The following is a 17517-nucleotide window of genomic DNA, read 5'->3' on the forward strand; positions in this document are numbered from 1 at the left end:
TTTAGACATAACAAAACCCCGAAAGTTTTTTGTCCAACTTTTGGGGTTCATGTCAAAAACTTTGATGAATCGACTCTTTTTATTAAACTAAATATTCAAGTAATAATATCATCATTTTCTGACAGGAAGTTCCGAAGAAAAGCCTTTCGGATTTTTCAACATCTTTTTCCCCTGCCCTACCAACCACAAATAATGATCACTCGACAAGCCTTCTTCAATCGGGACAAAAACAGATTCTCCAATCGGTACTTTTGTTGCACATTTAAATATGGCCGTGCCCTCATCCATTTCATCGAACATAGCTACATAAATCATTTCAGCTCCGGAACTTACGGCATTATACATTTGATCCCATAAAAACCGACCTTTATTTCTCGGTGTAGAATGGCTGTTCATGCCTTTCATATTCTTCCATGAAAATCCGGGAAAAACCAAAGGTGCATAATCTATCTTATTGCTTTTACACCAAGCAATATCTTCAGGGACTAAATGCTTGAACTTCCCAAAACTCCGGTCATCATAACGTCCAACGAACCAAGGCATTATAATATCGCTTTTACGAATCAATTCATGAAGTTTCGGATTATTCTCCGTATCAGACCTCAATTCTCTCCAATAAGTAGGAACTCCCAACATCACACTAAAACCCCGTTTTTTAAGTCCATCGACAATCAGCTCGACATCTTCAGTAGTATATCTGCGACGATCATTAAATCCCACTCCCCAAATCACGACAAGCGGTCTACCGTTATGGAATAAATAAGAAGGATTCTTTTTCCGATTTCCGATATTAAATAAACGTGTAAGTTCATCTATATCATCCAAAACAAACGATGCGTCCGTTCCCTTCATTCCGCTAAGATCATACATAACACAAATTGCACGATCATATTTATCGGCAGCTTTTGTAGCCGAAGCCAAAACTTTATTAAAATGGTTTCTTCCCGAAGGATTTTTCACTTCTCCTACAAATCGTTGCATAAATACCCCATCTAAACCGTACTCTTTCATCCAACGAAAATGCGTATCGACCGTAGATTCGTCATAAGAACTGAATACCGAGGCCACACCTCCGTCTGCAAAACGGAACGGTGTAGAATATACTTTCTCATATTCACTGACATCAGGCCACATGTCTATGCTGCAAGAACCGGGTTTAAATCCCTGTCTTCCGGGATAGTGTCTCCATTTTCGATTCGCACCGTCATCCGGAGTATTAAACCAACCTTGGTAGCCGGCCATTATTAATCCTTTATAAGAAGAATACTTCTTCTTGGCCTCAATCCCGGCAGTACAAAAAATAAGTATCCCCAATAAAACACAAAAAGTTTTCTTCATCTATCAATAAAATTAAATATAAAAGTGTGTGTACTATTTAAAAAACTATGTCACGATTCTTTCCTAAAAAATTGTCGTGACACAGTTCTAACTAATTGTATGTTATCATATCTTACTTGAGCATGGTACTAACCATATTTGAAAGTAATTTTCCTGCAATAGGATCTGTTGCGGCTTTATCGGTACGCATAGTAGAAACCATGACTTTACCTTGATCTTGAATCATCAACAAGGGGAATCCTTTAATCGTCGATACGTATTCAGAACGTTTATGCATATCGCCGTTAATATAACCGTGGATTTTCATTTGAGCTGCTAAAGGAACGACTTTCTCACTCCGTACAGTTTGCATCGAAGCACTACAAACTGTCGGAATCTCACGCTTGTTATTGTTAAAATAACGAAGATCCATTTTTTCTATATTATCGAATACGGGAGATTCGGGAACTTCCATCGTTGCAATATCCCCTTCTGTCGGAACAAGAAATCCGGTAAAATGTTCTGGGTACATTTTCAACATCGCTTTTTCACAATTCAAGAAAAGAGCATTCTTACCATCTTGAATTGATTTTCTCATATTTGACAATTCTTCTGCAGAACAGTTCTTATCATCCAATCCGGCATAAACATAAAGATCGGCTTTTGCTTTCACTGCCTCTGCAACAGTAGCGACCTTAGTATAAGGTATCTGCAATTGGTCAAATACTTTAGCAGTATTGTTATTATCTACCAAAACGATTTTCTTATCTTTCAGTTCTCCGTTATTACTCCACTCTTGGGTTGCCAAAGTAATATTATAATCATTTTGACTCAACAATACTCCACCTTTATCTTTCAACTCAAGCTTCAACTTAGCATCCACACGGGATTCAGGTAAATTAGAAGGCACATCGATATTGGCAGTCATCCATTGACGTCCGTAATGTTCAACAACCGGAACATCAACATTACCTTTTGCCAACACCTGTCCTGCACTTATAAGACTCCATGTAATAGTAGAAGCCGGTACGCTACTACCATCTTCCAAATCATTCACGACACAAAAACGAACAGGCAATGTAGATCCGGCATATAAATGGCGTCCCCATAATTCGGCCGAAACCAAAAGAGGGTTCAATGAATTTTGCATAGAATAATATGCAGGATAAGGATCGATGGTATTTACATCATACACATTTCTAAACCAAGTAAGTAATGCAAAATGTAAAATACCTGATGCCTCCGGATTGCTACGACGAAGAGCTTCTGCCAACTCGGCGGTAATGAAACGATGTGCTTCAAGGAATGCATTCGGATCTCCATAAGGATAAGCATCATCTCCCACCAATACCTGAGGATTCTGATGTACATACGTATAGAATGTTGTCGGATGCCCAGTCTCATTGTTCGGATATCCGGTAGACATCTCCTGACTGATCAAAGGACGGCCTTCACGTTTATTTTTCTGGAATTCACCATTAAACTGTTTAAACACAGTATGATCATACCAATTGATATATGAGTGATCGTCATCTATATCTCCATCATCAAACGTTTTGAAAAAATCCTTTCCAAAGCGTTTTTCCGGACGTTTATAATTAGAATCGAAACAAATAGGACGAGTAGGATCTACTTCACGCATTCTTTTTACTACTTTTTCGATAATCTGCATTTTTTTGATCGCTCGGTCTTTATCCGGATCATTATCATAGAATTTCATCTCATTATTGATAGTCCAGAAGAAAATAGACGGATGATTACGATATTTTTTCAACATACCGATATATTCGTCTGCCCACATATCGATCAAATTCTGGTCTGGCATAGAAGACTGAATCATCAGCCAAGGCCAAGTTCCTTCATGACTTATACCTATACCGTTTTCATCGGCAGCAGTAATCCATAACTCATTATAAGGAGTAGTATGAGTACGGGTAGTTTCTATATTACCGCTCTTCATTATTTGATAGAAAGTATCAGCCATACGACGATCATTCGGCGTCAAAGCAAAAACAGTGTGGTTTCCACCTCTCAGCCAATAACGTTTGCCATTCAAATACAGAAAACCATCATCACGCTTTTCGAAAGTACGGAATCCTGAAGTAATAGTTTTACTGTCGATTGCACCTTTTTTATTACTCAAAGAAAACTTAAAATTATACAGATTAGGGTGCTGTGGTGTCCACAATTTAGGTTGTAAACCTTTCACACTCGCCATAACAATTTTTTCCTCTCCCGGATTTAATGTTACCCCTTTCTGTAAAAGGACATCGCTCAACTGCACATTGTTCGACTTATCGATAATTTTACCGTTAATATCGAATGACTGTTTTTTCTTACCGTAATTCTTCAAAGTGATTTCATAATCAGCTCCGGTAAGAGAAGGCTTGATAAATACATCCTCTATTTTTACAGGGTCTGTAATTACCATTTGCACAGGTTGCCATATTCCTCCATTATCGATACAATAGAAACCGTGAGCAATATCTTTCAACATTTTATTAGTTACCGGAACTGTCACGGCAACATCCACAATTTTATCTGCATCCGCTATATTTTTTATAAAATCACGAACTACTTTAACAACAATAAGATTTTTACCCGGCTTTAAATATGGAGTGGCATCGACCGAAAAATCACCGAACATACCAATATGCGAACCGGCTTCTTTCCCGTTAATAAATACATCTGCAACCTTAGACACAGCATCAAAATGCAATTCAATTTGTTTACCTTCTATCGATTCGGGCAATTCTATCCATTGACGATACCAAGCTGCTTTTACTTTTCCATATTCGAAAGTATAATTTTCACAACGTTCGGTCTCTTGTTGAAAATAGGTATCTGAAACACCTTTCGGGTAATGTTCAGAGCCGAATGTTTCTCCGTGAAGCCAAATTCGAATAGGATTCCAGAAATTAGGAACGCTCATCGAATGCCAATCTTTATCTTCCACAGCCGGATTTACGGCCTTATCCTGATCACTCAACTGATATTCAGGCATAAATAACCATTGACCGTCAAGACTGATTTCTGTTCGCCCCGGATTTAGAGTTCCCACTTCAATTGCTTTATATTGGCTTCTTTCTCTTTGCCGTTTAGCCTCCTTTTCAGCCGGAGACATAGCATATTTATATTCCTGGCGTTTTATTCCCTGAAAATAATTCTCGGGAAGCTCTTTAATTTCAAGATCATCAAACTCGGTAGTCAACCAACCGCCACCAAGAGAAACCTGACCACTGGGAGCTAAATTTGAGTTTTTATCAGTCACATCTATACGGGGAGTATTTTCATCATTGATATAAACCCTTATACGATCCCCGACTACATCGATCTTAAATTTATACCATTCTCCTGGAATCGGGTGAAATCCGAGAGGTTTTACGGCAAAAAACTCATCAGTACCCATATATCCCTGACGGGCAAGAACAATATCATCTTGCAGTCCGCCTTTTAACCCGACAATATAACGGTCATTACGATTATGAGCTCGAAAACCTGCCCATATCTGCACCTGCTCACTGCCTTTAGGAGCTCGCGCCTTAAAAGTCACCGAATAATTTTTCCACTCGGGATTTCCGAAAAGAGCATAAGATTCCCGACTGCTAAAAACGCCATTTTTTACATGGCAATCACCTCTACCGATAGTTTTAAGAGTCATCCCATCGGTCGCGAAATTTTCTTTGAAAACGCCATTTTGGGCACTTAGTTGTCCGAGTCCCAGACTCAGAGCCAATCCCAAACTTAGAGTTCTTAAGTGTGTTTGCATATTAGTTATTATTTATTTGAAGATGTTTATATTTAGTGTTTTCTAATATAATTCGATACATGTTCTATGAACCTAAAGAATGATCAAAACAAATGAGGTTTTCCATGCATTATTAATAAGATACAAAGAAAAATGCACTATCTTAAATTTTGGATTAATAATGCCTTAAATCGTTCTTAATATCACATTAGGATAAAAATTAATCAATAAAATAAAGAATCTAAGTCCCTGTCGAGATTTTGCCTAGGTCTGGGGTGAGGGTTCTTTCTGAGGATGTTTTTATGAGGAGAACAACAAGCTTTCTTGAGCGTAAAAATGAGAAAAAGACCGAATAATATTTCCTTATCGGGAAATTTGAACTTCCTCTAAAACTTCATTATAAAACAGGCAATGACAGTATCAAAAAAATATTTATTCATAAAAATAGAAATTAAAAAGCACATAAATATTTTTTTAGTTCAAATTTAATCGTGAAAAATGAGATTACTTAATACACTCCTTCTTATTTTGTGGACATTAAATCGAAATATTATTTTTTTTAATACACACTAACAAAAATAAATCATTATGAAACAACACAGTTTTTTAACTGCATTATGCTTGTTGTTTGCTGCTGTTCCTATAACAGGACAGACAATAAAGAGCAGTATGGAGTTCGCTCCTTCGGAGCATTGGGTCAAACCGGTAGAAAAACCTTATCGAGAAGAAATCTGCCTAAACGGCACATGGGCCTTTGCCCCTGTACAATTACCGGTTGGGTTCAAAGAAGGTGAAACCCCTGCACCAGCTTTACCCGGAGTAAATGAAGTAACATTCAGCAAAACCCCGATTCGCATTCCGTCACCTTGGAATGTCAACAGTTTTGCCGATAAAAACGGATTAGGTGGAGACCACCGCACATATCCGAGTTACCCTAAAGAATGGGAATCGATAAAAATGGGATGGTTACAGAAGAAGTTCACCGTTCCGGCTTCTTGGAAAGGTAAAAGAATTCAAATCCACTTCGAAGCTGTTGCCGGGAAAACAGATATATATGTTAACGGAAAAGCTGTAGGCGACAATTTTGATATTTTCATGCCTTTCGACATAGATATTACCGATGCCGTCAAATTCGGACAGGAAAATACTCTTAACGTAGGTATTCAAAAATCGTCTCTTTTCGATGACAGAAAAAGTCCGTTGGGACGGAGAACATATCAAGGCGGTTCATTCTGGGGACAACACATCGCCGGAATCTGGCAAGATGTCTATCTCGTAGCCCTGCCTCAAACCCGTGTAGCAGATGTATATATTCAACCTATCGTAAATAAAAACACATTAGAAGTTGAAGTGACACTTCGCAATGATGAAAATAAACCGGTTGAAGTAAATATCAGCGCAGCGGCCTACCCATGGATTTCGAAAGCAGGGAAAACTGTTCTTACAGCCGCAAATCCAAGTTCTCAGTTAGGAAGTCAAGCAGCATTGCAAATGCCGACTCAAAAAGTAACCATACCTGCAGGAAAAGAGATAAAAACGACACTGAAAACGACCGTTGACAATAAATTAAAATTATGGTCGCCTTCATCTCCCAATTTGTATGGCCTGGTTGTAAAAACTTCGGTAAACGGAAAGACAAACGACAGCAAATACACCCGTTTCGGATGGAGACAAACCGAGCTGAAAGACGGAAAATTCTGGTTGAACGGTAAACCTTTTGTTTTAAAAGGAGATTCATGGCATTATATGGGCATTCCCCAAATGACACGTCGTTATCCTTGGGCCTGGTACACCGCATTGCGTGATGCTAATTGCAACGCTGTTCGTCTGCACGCACAACCGTTCCCATCATTCTATCTCGATGTTGCCGATGAAATGGGTATATTAGTATTGGACGAAAGCGCGATGTGGGCCAGTGACGGAGGTCAAAAACTAGGCAGTGAAGAATTCTGGAAATGCAGTGAAGAACACATGAAACAACTCGTATTGCGTGACCGCAATCATCCTTCGGTATTCGGATGGAGTGTTTCGAACGAAATCATGCCTATTATTCGTGGTGTCATGCGTAATGCTCCGGGATTAGAAGACAATTTGGTAAAACATTTCAAAATTTGGTCTGACATCTGTTTCAAATATGATCCTTCACGTGCATGGGCTTCCGCTGACGGGGAAGACGATGGTCGCGGACTACTTCCGTTCTACATGGTTCACTACGGTGGAGAAGGAGCTATGAAAAGAGCTTATGAAAGTGGAAAACCTTGGGGTGTCGGAGAAGCTTGTAATGCATATTACGGAACTCCTGAACAAGTTTCTAACGCAGCAAAAGACGGAGGTCGAGCTTACCGTTCATTTGAAGGACGTATGGAAAGTGTTGCTGTAGATGCTTATAACTCATTAGCAAACCAACGTAAATACAACGCCAGCTATAGAAGCGTATTTAATTTAATTTGGTACGGGCTACAACCTCTGCCTCTCGGATTAAAAGACCAGACAAAAGCTCCCACATTAAAAGACGGTATAGCATTTACTTCTTTCGTAGAAGGGAAACCGGGAGTTCAACCGGAACGTATCGGACCATACAGCACAACTGTTAATCCGGGTTACGACCCGTCTCTGCCTCTATATAAAACTTGGCCGATGTTCGATGCAATAAAAGCAGCAAATGCCGAACCCATGCAACCATGCAAATGGGTTGTCAAAAATGTAACTCCGGCAAAAGCCGCTAACGTAAAGAAAGTAAAATCGATAAAAATATTACCCGAAAGCGGAAAATTAAGCAGTGAATTGTTCCGTACCGGCATTCTTGTAAAGAAAATGGATACCGAAACCGTACCCGAACTGCTGATCATCGATGGTGCAAATATTCCGGCAAATGCTACATCTGTTATGCAAAAAGTATATGCTAAAGGCGGTACGGTAGTTGTTTGGGGAGCTGATCCGAAAAAAGTAAATGAACTGAATAAAATATTACCGTCTCCGGTAGTAATAACCGATCGTAAAGCAACGTCTTTGGTATTCGGTACTCCGGACGATATTACTTCAGGGCTTACCGAAGCCGATCTCTATTTCTCTGAATTACATCCGGCAGAATTTACGACAGTCGGATTAGGTGGTTCTTTAGTAAAAAACAGCACGACATTGCTTAAGGCATGCGATACGGACTGGACGAAATGGAACAAACAACCGGAATATGCCAAGACAGGTATGATTTTACGTACCGAAAAAGAAAGTAAACCAGAAGGCATCGTAATGCTTAAAAAGAAAATGGGACAAGGAAACTTAGTCGTTACGACGATTCCTGCCGCACCCCGCGGTGCTAAAGCGGAAAAAGCCGTTCGGGCACTTCTTACCAATATGGGCATTGAATTAGGATCAGGTAGCGACTCAGGTAAACCGTTATTGAAATCAGGAGAAATCGTACGTGTTCTAATGAGTGGCAGTTATCCTGTCGCTTCTGTAAAAGAGGCAGGAAAGGTTAATCGTGTAGATTTATCGAAAGCCGATGGTATTAAGGAAAATACGATGCTCGATGGGAAAGCTTGGAAAAAATACCATTCGCAAAGCGGTCTGATAGATTTTAAACAAGCAAAACTGGACGGACCTACTCAAAATGCCGAAACATACATGAGTTTCTGGGTATTCAGCCCGAGACCATTAGATGACCTGCTTATAGAACCGAACATGCCTGTCGTCGATCTCGAAGTAGCTGCTGATGATGCCGTACAAGTATGGTTGAACGGAAAAATGATCATCAGTAATCTTCGCGAAGGCCCTATCGAAGGTGGTAAAGCCGTATCAAAAGGGTTGCCTTTGCACCAAGGCTGGAATCACTTCCTTATCAAAGCTATTCAAGGCGGAGGCGGTTGGTTCTTCAACGGACGTTTAATCTGTAATCAACCGGATTATCTTGCCGAAGAAATGGATTCGGTATTAGAAAAACCTTAAAGAGAGATTTCTCTTAGAAATAATAAAAACCGCTTTTTTTCATTATAAAAAGAGCGGTTTTTATTATTAATCAAGTGAAAAAATCAATTTAATCGCTTTTTTATACTTCTGTTAATAGAGTTAATGTCCTTTTATTAAGTGTTCCCAAATACCTTTGAAGCACAAAATTTAATAACGACACGACAAAAAATAAAAAATGAAAGTGCTGAAAATTTTAACTCTTGCAATGTGTTCTTACCTTATAATCCCGGCCATGCAAGGTGCGACAAAACATGCTAAAGAGACCAAATATCCAAGTTATAAAGGGATGATTATGGCGGGATATCAAGGTTGGTTCGGAACTCCGGAGGACGGAAAAAGCGGAAGCTACCGTCACATGGCAGGTAAAAACGGTTTTAAAGACGGAAGTTGCCACATAGATATTTGGCCCGATGTAAGGGAATATTCAAAAACTTATCCCACAGAATTTAAAAATGCTGACGGATCTACAGCCCGTATATTCAGTTCCTATGATGCCAGCACGACAGATCTCCATTTCAAATGGATGAAAGAATATGGCATAGACGGAGTATTTATGCAGCGCTTTTTTGATTATGCACGGGGAAGAGGTGAACAATCACTACCCGATATCATTCTCAAAAATGCATTTGACGCTGCTTCGAAATATGATCGAGCCATAGCTATTATGTACGACTTGTCAGGATTAAGACACAAAAAAGAAGATTGCTCGGTTATTATCGAAGACTGGAAATATCTGGTCGATAAACTAAATGTTACAAACCAAAACGGGAATAAAACATATCTGCACCACAACAAAAAACCGATAGTTGCCATATGGGGATTAGGCTTTACAGACCGTCCATATAAGGTTAATGAAATAGGTATAGAAAAATTAATCGATTTTTTACAAAATGATCCGGTATATGGAGGCTGTGCTGTAATGTTAGGAGTTCCTACAGCTTGGCGCGACTTGAATTTTGACTGTACCAACGATCCTTATCTGCATACGATAATCAAAAAAGCAGATTTATTATTACCATGGACCGTACAACGCTACACACCACTATTACATAACGATATGGACCGTTATCATGACGAGACCAAAGCCGATATCCAATGGTGTAAAAAGAACAAAATAGATTATGTACCTTGTGTTACTCCGGGATTTAGTTGGCACAATTTAAGTACGATTCAATTTCCCGATGATATAAAGCCATCAGGTTCGATACCGCGCCAAGGAGGAAAATTTTTCTGGGATCAAATGTATAATGCCATGAAAGCCGGAGGAGAAATGATATATGTGGCGATGTTCGATGAAATAGACGAAGGTACTGCAATATTTAAATGTACCGATACACCTCCTGTAACTAAAATATCTCAATTTATCGGAATGGACGGAAAACCTTCGGATCATTATCTATGGCTTACCGGTAAAGCGACTCAAATGTTACGAAAAGAGATACCCCTGACAAAAAAAATGCCGGAACGAAACTAAAATAAGATATACAATTCACACACAAATACACAACTACACATGTCAAAGGACTGTCTTAACTATTATTGTTTAGACAGTCCTTTTTTATTATAACTTTATCAACTGAAAATAAATATGAAAATGTACCAAAACCCAATTTAAGAGAAACTTTCAATTTAAAACTTGATTCCTTCCATTGACTATAAAAAAGCCGTATCAACTCTATTTTTGAAGTGCACCCCAAAAGTTAGACACAAAACTTTTGGGGTGCACTTCATTTCAAGTAGTGATACGACTTTTTATGTTTATCAGTTACAATCTATAACTTTACCTTAGTTCAGCACACCCCCACAATTGTATCATAGTAAAGTAATCGGGGCAGTTATGACAAGTTTGTCTTTATTTTTACTACATGAACCATAATAATTATTTGCAGGCTCATAATCTGTCAATACTCCATTTTTATCATCGATATATTCAACATGTACTGGATAAACACAATTTTCTATTTTCGATCCTGCACCATCGTTATATTGTCCAATAAATCCTGATATTCCCGAACGGCTTCTCAAACGGATATGGATATTTTCCGTCTGACAATTTTTAATAGCGACACCCCTTCCACCGACAATTTGGCCGACTAATCCTCCAGCCTGATAACCAGTTAAATAAATATCTTTGGCAGAACAGTTATCTAACCAAGTAGCTCCTACACCGATCCAGCCGATCAGTCCTCCGATGTTCTGAGTCGTTAACCCGGTAGACGCTTTAATGTGTATATGCCTTGCATGTACATTTTCAAATTGAGCAACGGTACTATAATTTGCTCCGGTATATCCCACACAACCGGCAAAATAAGCATATTCTTTACTATGATCTATCGGATTTCCGTCAATATCCGTATGCACTTCATCATCGGCAAGTCCATTAATAGTAATGTTCTCGAATGTCAAATTCTTCATTACACCTTCAAACTTACCCCAAACTCCCGTATACGCATTATATTTACCGAGAGTAATACCCCAAATCTGATATTCATACACTGCTCCGAATTTTCCGTTTAAAGAAAAATTCCTTAAAGTATGCCCTTGACCATCTACTGTGTATGTCGGTTCTCCTGAAGTATAAATAGGTTTCCATTCAACACCGCTCATATCGATATCGTTTTCCAATAGGATAGAAACGTTCACGGACTTACCACTCTCGTCTTTTTTAGTAATCATATCAAGGATATTATCCGGTAGCCAGGCAAATTCTTCTCTCGTATAGATATGATAAGTTCGGGTACTCTCGTCATAGGCAGGTTCTTTCGGCACAATTACAGCCGGATTCCACCATTCTTCAGCATCGATCCAATCATTCTCAAAATTTTCATCAATAGAGATAATTAACTGCGCGTCCGTAGTTAAAATATTACCCATTACTGTTGTTAACCAATTGCGTTGAATGGGAATATCTGTTTTTAAATCATGTGAACTGATAAGCGAAGTACCGTCCAATGCTTCAAACTTAAAATGAATAGGAGTCTGTTCCGTTGCATCGGTCATTAAATAATCGACCGTCAAGGTCCGGTTATTCTCACTTTTATCATAACCTAAAGCATAGTCCTTTTGAGATTTATCAATCGAACCTGTATAAATTTCAGTAACAGCCGTTAATTGTTGTATTCGTCGTAATATATCAGCAATACTATCCAACTGTTTGTTGGGATACAATTTGTACTTATTTACTTTAAAAATAACCGGGGCTATCGAAGTATTGGCACAATAAAAAACAGAATCGATTTTTTTATCTGACAAAAAAATCACATAATCAGGGTAATTTTTATTCAAGCACGAAGTGAGAGTCTCGGATGTTCCCTGTGCCCATACAATACCCGATAAAAATAATGCAGTTATCAACAATAAGCCCTATTTTTACATCTTTTCACAATTCAATTATATAATAATATATTCGACTAAATGACAAGCAGTTAAGACTTTTGCCATTTATTAATTTTTAATAATAACAAGATGGATTTAAAAAATAGATTTATTAAGATAACTCCCAGAGGTAAAACCTATAACGATACCAACAGACTTCATCAAAGAATTTACTGCCACAACTAATTCATGTAAACCATGTATCGGACTCTTCATCTTAAATGACAAAACTATTTTCATGATCTAAAGATTTTTCGCCATAAATTCCCCAAATCAGCAGTTTCACTTAAGATAAAACAAAACATAAAAAAAGCGTGGGAATTTGTCAGTTTACTCGCTTTGAGGTATCGCCAAACACCCACATTGAAATAAACAGCCAACCCACGCCTAACCTTATATATTCACTCTCGTGATTATAATGGAAAAGCATGAACGTTTGTTCTGTTTATCCTTCAATGTTTTAAAAATTGGCGATTTTCAAAGCGAGGATAAAACTAAACGCTTCTCTAACATGTATATCGGATAAAAAGTCTCTACTCCAATTCCGACACCACAAAGTTAGAAATTATTTGCGTTTTAACAAACGTTCATGTGAGTTGGCCAATAATTTCTTCTAATAATATTCAAAAAAAACGTAAGAATTCAGACAAATAAACTATGAATTCTTGTTCTTCTTATGATAAAAATAAAAGTAAATACAGGGTAAAGACAATATTTGCAATAGAATATCCGCAATAATAAAAAACTATTAAAACAAATTTTCCCCTATATTTATATATCTATTTTTCAAGCTTTTTTCACAGAAGCCACTTTAAGGTTAATAATTTACAAATATAATAAAACATCTATTATTTTATTTGTATTCTGAAAAGCTATTCAGATTTTCCAATACAGAAATCTCATCAGTTCAACTTTGAAACTTTCTCAGTCTACTTTTTCGCTCTTATTCGTCAGATAAGCTACTATCATCCTCATAAAAACAAAAGAACATCCTCAAAAAAACGCTCAAATCAGACCAAACAAAATTTAAATCGGTTTATTTCAAAAAACAACAAAGTTATAATGATTTTAATTCGTCCTCGAACATCTGTTCTAACACACGACGCAAATAAGAACGAGAGCCGGAAAAGTTATTTACAATAATAGCCACAGCATATCTTTTATTCCCTGAATCATAATATCCGGCATAACTTTGCACATGTGCCATACTGCCGCTTTTCAATCGCATTCTTTTCGAAAGAGACGAATTTTTCAAAAACGAACGTACCGTACCACTTACTCCCGGACACGGTAACGAAGAATAAAATATTGTCTGCAAATTTTTATCGGAAGCCATAAAATCGAGTATCCGACATAACATTTCGGCAGAAATACGGTTTACCGGAGACAAACCACTACCGTCATACATAACAAGATCATCCAGAACCACACCTTTCTCTTTCCAAAAATGTTTCAATATCTCGACACCTTTCGATGCCGATGCTTCCGGATAACGAGACAAAGCGATCCAACGCAATAAAGCTTCGGCATACAAATTATTACTGTTATGATTTACAATGCGGATAATATCAGATAAACGGTCTGAAGAATAACGAAACAGCATAGACCTATCGGATAAAGGTTTTGTTTTGCTATTTTCATTCAATATACGCATCGTTACAGGTGTACCTGCTACTTCGATTCGGGAAGCTTTTAAAAAAGACGTTATTTCATTTACAAAAAACAAAGCAGGATCAGGTAAATCTCCTTTTATGACAAAACGATCCCGTTTTTCCGGAATACTCCCATAAATATACCTCCGTAAAGAAAAAGGAGCTCCGTATATATAGGCACTATCAATCGCATTACTGCTCGAAACAAGATGATTAGAAAAACTTAATCCGGATATTTCCGGTTCTACTCCGATAATAACAGGTGTCGAGCCTTTTGCCCCCGAACGCAATATCAGACGATAAGTATTGTCTCTGTAATTAATGCCATAGCAACCTGCCGCAAAATAATTCCCGACATCTTCCCATAGCCATTTCGGCGAAACTCCTTCTGTGCCGAACCGGCTGTCATCGGCAATAATACACCCTTCTATACGATGAATACCTGCATTTTCAAGCTCTTTCAACAAACGATTCCGGAAATCAAAAACCCGACGTGTACCATATTCCGAACCCAATGTCGGATCTCCACATCCCTGAATATATAAATCACCATAAAGCACACCGTCTTTTCCGATATGCCCCGAATATTGTACATCGGTATAAAAACGATGTTCTCCCCCATATATTCCGAGAGCTGTTGCCGATGTCAGTAACTTCAATGCCGAAGCCGGAAGAAGTAGCCGTTGAGAGTCATAAGATGATACTGTTTCTCCCGTTTCAATATCCATAATACAAAAACCTACCGATGCAGAACGCAATTCAGGCAAAGATACAAAACGAGATATACCCATCCCGGCATAAGAAAAATAGAACAATCCCGACCACAGGAAAACAATAATATATTTTAGTTTCATAATCGCACTCATATTAAAATGTCTGATTTTCAAAACAAAAATAACCGATTTTCAAAGAATATACAATCTTACTCCGATTTTATATCTCAAAATCGAAATGGATAGTTCAAAAAAATAAAAAAGTATCGTACATTTGTTTCAAGATATAAAACTTCTTGAACTATTTAATATAAGAGAATCGAAATGTTATTTTCTGAAGAAAACTACGAAACTCATAAACGCGGCCGCATAGAAGTAATTTGCGGATCGATGTTTTCAGGAAAAACCGAAGAATTGATAAGACGGCTCAAACGTGCAAAAATAGCTCGACAAAAAGTCGAAATCTTCAAGCCTTCTATCGATATACGCTACTCGGAAGAAGAGATCGTGTCTCATGACAGCAATTCCATACAATCGACTCCGGTAGATAGTTCTGCAAGCATACTATTACTATCAAGCGGTGTAGATGTCGTAGGTATCGATGAAGCTCAATTTTTCGATCAGGGCATCGTCGATATCTGCAACCAGCTTGCCGATCAAGGAACACGGGTTATCGTAGCGGGATTAGATATGGATTTCAAAAAAGTACCTTTCGGGCCTATGCCCTATTTGTTATCAATTGCCGATGAAGTGACCAAAGTTCATGCCATCTGTGTAGAATGCGGGCATTTAGCTAATTACTCCCACCGACTTATAGACAATGATAAAAGAGTTTTATTGGGTGAAAAAGGAGAATATCAGCCACTTTGCCGTACGTGCTATAATAAAAAACATGCATCGCAAGAATAGATTTCACACCCGTTATATCAACTCATTATCAAGTATAATTAAAATCGAGCAATCATGTATCTTTCACGCCGTCCTTACACTTTTGACCGGGTTACCCGAATCATATTCAGTATAGCAATTCTTGTCGGAACGTTCTATCTGATAAATTTGCTGAAAGGTGCACTTCTACCATTTCTCGTTGCATGGCTACTGGCCTACCTCATGCATCCGATTGTAGAATTTTTTCATAATAAATGCCGCATCAAGAACCGAGTAGTTGCGATCTCGGCAACTTTATTGTCGGTCGTTCTTTTTTTCGGATTGCTCGGATGGATTTTCATACCATCTATTATAGAAGAGATGGATAAAATGAAAATTCTCATTCATAATTATATATCAACGGATAATACGATACCTTTTCTTCCTGAAAGTTGGCACGATTATATCCGGGAAAAAATCGATTTCGAACAGATCGCACAAATGATGAATAAAGAAGACTGGAAAAAATTGATCGAAACAACTGTTACTCAAGCCTGGTCTTTTCTTACCGGATCGGTAAACCAAATTATCACCATTGTAAGTTGGTTTATAGTATTGTTGTATCTGTTTTTTATCCTACTCGATTATGAAAAGATCATCGTCGGCTTTCGAGGTCTCATTCCTCGCCGTTACCGCAGAACTGTATTGGGAATACTCACCGACGTGCAAGTAAGCATGAACCGGTATTTCAGAGGTCAGTCTCTCGTTGCCTTTTTAGTCGGCATTCTTTTCAGTATCGGATTTCTTATCGTCGGACTACCCCTCGCTATCGTATTGGGATTATTTATCGGACTACTAAATATGGTGCCTTACCTGCAAATCATCGGAGTTATCCCGACAGTTTTGTTATGTCTGATAAAAGCCTCTGAATCAGGACAAAATTTTTGGCTTTTGTTCGCAGCATGCATGGCTGTTTTCATCATAGTACAGTTAATTCAAGATATAATTCTCGTTCCTCGCATCATGGGACATGTCACAGGATTAAATCCGGCAATTATACTTCTATCTCTGTCAATATGGGGAACTCTGCTCGGTGTTATCGGCATGATTATAGCACTTCCTCTCACATCGCTCGTGTTGGCTTATTATCAAAAATACATCTTAAAAGAAGATCCAGAAAAAGAAAAGAAAAAAAACATACGAAAAATATCGTAGAGTCTATATAAATTTTCCGACAAAAAATATTCATAAATCCATTCAAAAATAAACCGATTATAATCAAGGAATAAGCCCCATAAGTGCTATATCGTACGCTATATTCCGCCATCGATATTTCCCGACATATTCTCATAAATTAAAATTTATCCCTATATTTGCCGCCGAATTGGTTTTGCTTTTCCTTTTCGTAAAAGCAAATTAAAAGGGAATCGGGTGCAAATCCCGAACAGTCCCGCTGCTGTGAAGCTCTATTCAACATTCTGAAAAAACCGAGCCACTGGTCTATGACCGGGAAGGCTTCAGAATGGGAGTAAGTCAGAAGACCTGCCATTCATTAAAGGTTTGCATTCTCGAGGATTAGAGTGTAAATGCGAAAAAATTATTGATTTCAATTTTTGCAATTTATGAAAAAGATATGTCCGCGATGTGATATTTCTTTTATCAACCGATCCGATAATGCGGATAATTATTTATATACTTCTACTGAACTGGACGATCTGCAAAACTATTACGTCCGATCACTCAATCATTTAAAATATTTACATAAATCTTGTCCGGAAAATGCCGGACTGTTTTTTTATATTTTTTAAACCCTATGTTATAACGACATAATTAACAAAAAACAATGATAAAGAAGATATTGGTAGCCAATCGCGGCGAG

Annotated in this window: 8 protein-coding genes and 1 riboswitch; of the genes, 4 read left to right on the plus strand and 4 right to left on the minus strand. The window is 38.0% G+C overall.

Translation table 11 applies throughout. From position 1 onward, the window contains the following. Window positions 1–111: 111 nt before the first annotated feature. Together AC0UMU_RS12690 and AC0UMU_RS12695 are read right to left on the minus strand one after the other, a co-directional pair. On the minus strand, window positions 112–1338 hold the full coding sequence (locus tag AC0UMU_RS12690) for a glycoside hydrolase family 99 protein (protein WP_278716787.1): 1227 nt from the start codon (window positions 1336–1338) through the stop codon (window positions 112–114). 112 nt (window positions 1339–1450) lie between these two features. After that, on the minus strand, window positions 1451–5086 hold the full coding sequence (locus AC0UMU_RS12695) for a glycoside hydrolase family 2 TIM barrel-domain containing protein (RefSeq protein WP_270214565.1): 3636 nt from the start codon (window positions 5084–5086) through the stop codon (window positions 1451–1453). A 567-nt stretch (window positions 5087–5653) separates the two neighbouring features. Between AC0UMU_RS12695 and AC0UMU_RS12700 the strand changes: the two genes are divergently transcribed. Together AC0UMU_RS12700 and AC0UMU_RS12705 are read left to right on the plus strand one after the other, a co-directional pair. Then, window positions 5654–9010, plus strand: coding sequence for a glycoside hydrolase family 2 protein (locus tag AC0UMU_RS12700; protein WP_288641816.1), 3357 nt, complete (start codon window positions 5654–5656; stop codon window positions 9008–9010). Between the two features lie 196 nt (window positions 9011–9206). Further along, complete coding sequence (locus AC0UMU_RS12705; protein WP_278716790.1) at window positions 9207–10505, plus strand: glycoside hydrolase family 99 protein; 1299 nt, start codon at window positions 9207–9209, stop codon at window positions 10503–10505. Window positions 10506–10843: 338 nt separating this feature from the next. Here AC0UMU_RS12705 and AC0UMU_RS12710 read toward each other — a convergent pair whose 3' ends face one another. After that, complete coding sequence (locus tag AC0UMU_RS12710; RefSeq protein WP_278716791.1) at window positions 10844–12385, minus strand: DUF6562 domain-containing protein; 1542 nt, start codon at window positions 12383–12385, stop codon at window positions 10844–10846. Window positions 12386–13463: 1078 nt separating this feature from the next. Continuing rightward, on the minus strand, window positions 13464–14912 hold the full coding sequence (gene dacB / locus AC0UMU_RS12715; RefSeq protein ID WP_288641812.1) for a D-alanyl-D-alanine carboxypeptidase/D-alanyl-D-alanine endopeptidase: 1449 nt from the start codon (window positions 14910–14912) through the stop codon (window positions 13464–13466). Window positions 14913–15095: 183 nt separating this feature from the next. On the opposite strand from dacB, the gene AC0UMU_RS12720 reads away from it, so the two are divergent. Next, window positions 15096–15680 carry a thymidine kinase gene (locus AC0UMU_RS12720; protein WP_009319522.1) on the plus strand — a complete coding sequence of 195 codons (585 nt, stop codon included), beginning with the start codon at window positions 15096–15098 and terminating at the stop codon, window positions 15678–15680. Window positions 15681–15734: 54 nt separating this feature from the next. Continuing rightward, window positions 15735–16853, plus strand: a complete 1119-nt coding sequence (locus AC0UMU_RS12725; protein ID WP_288641809.1) for an AI-2E family transporter — start codon at window positions 15735–15737, stop codon at window positions 16851–16853. 153 nt (window positions 16854–17006) lie between these two features. Then, a riboswitch (cobalamin riboswitch) is annotated at window positions 17007–17202 on the plus strand. The last annotated feature ends 315 nt before the right edge of the window (window positions 17203–17517 follow it).

Source organism: Coprobacter fastidiosus, assembly GCF_982245605.1.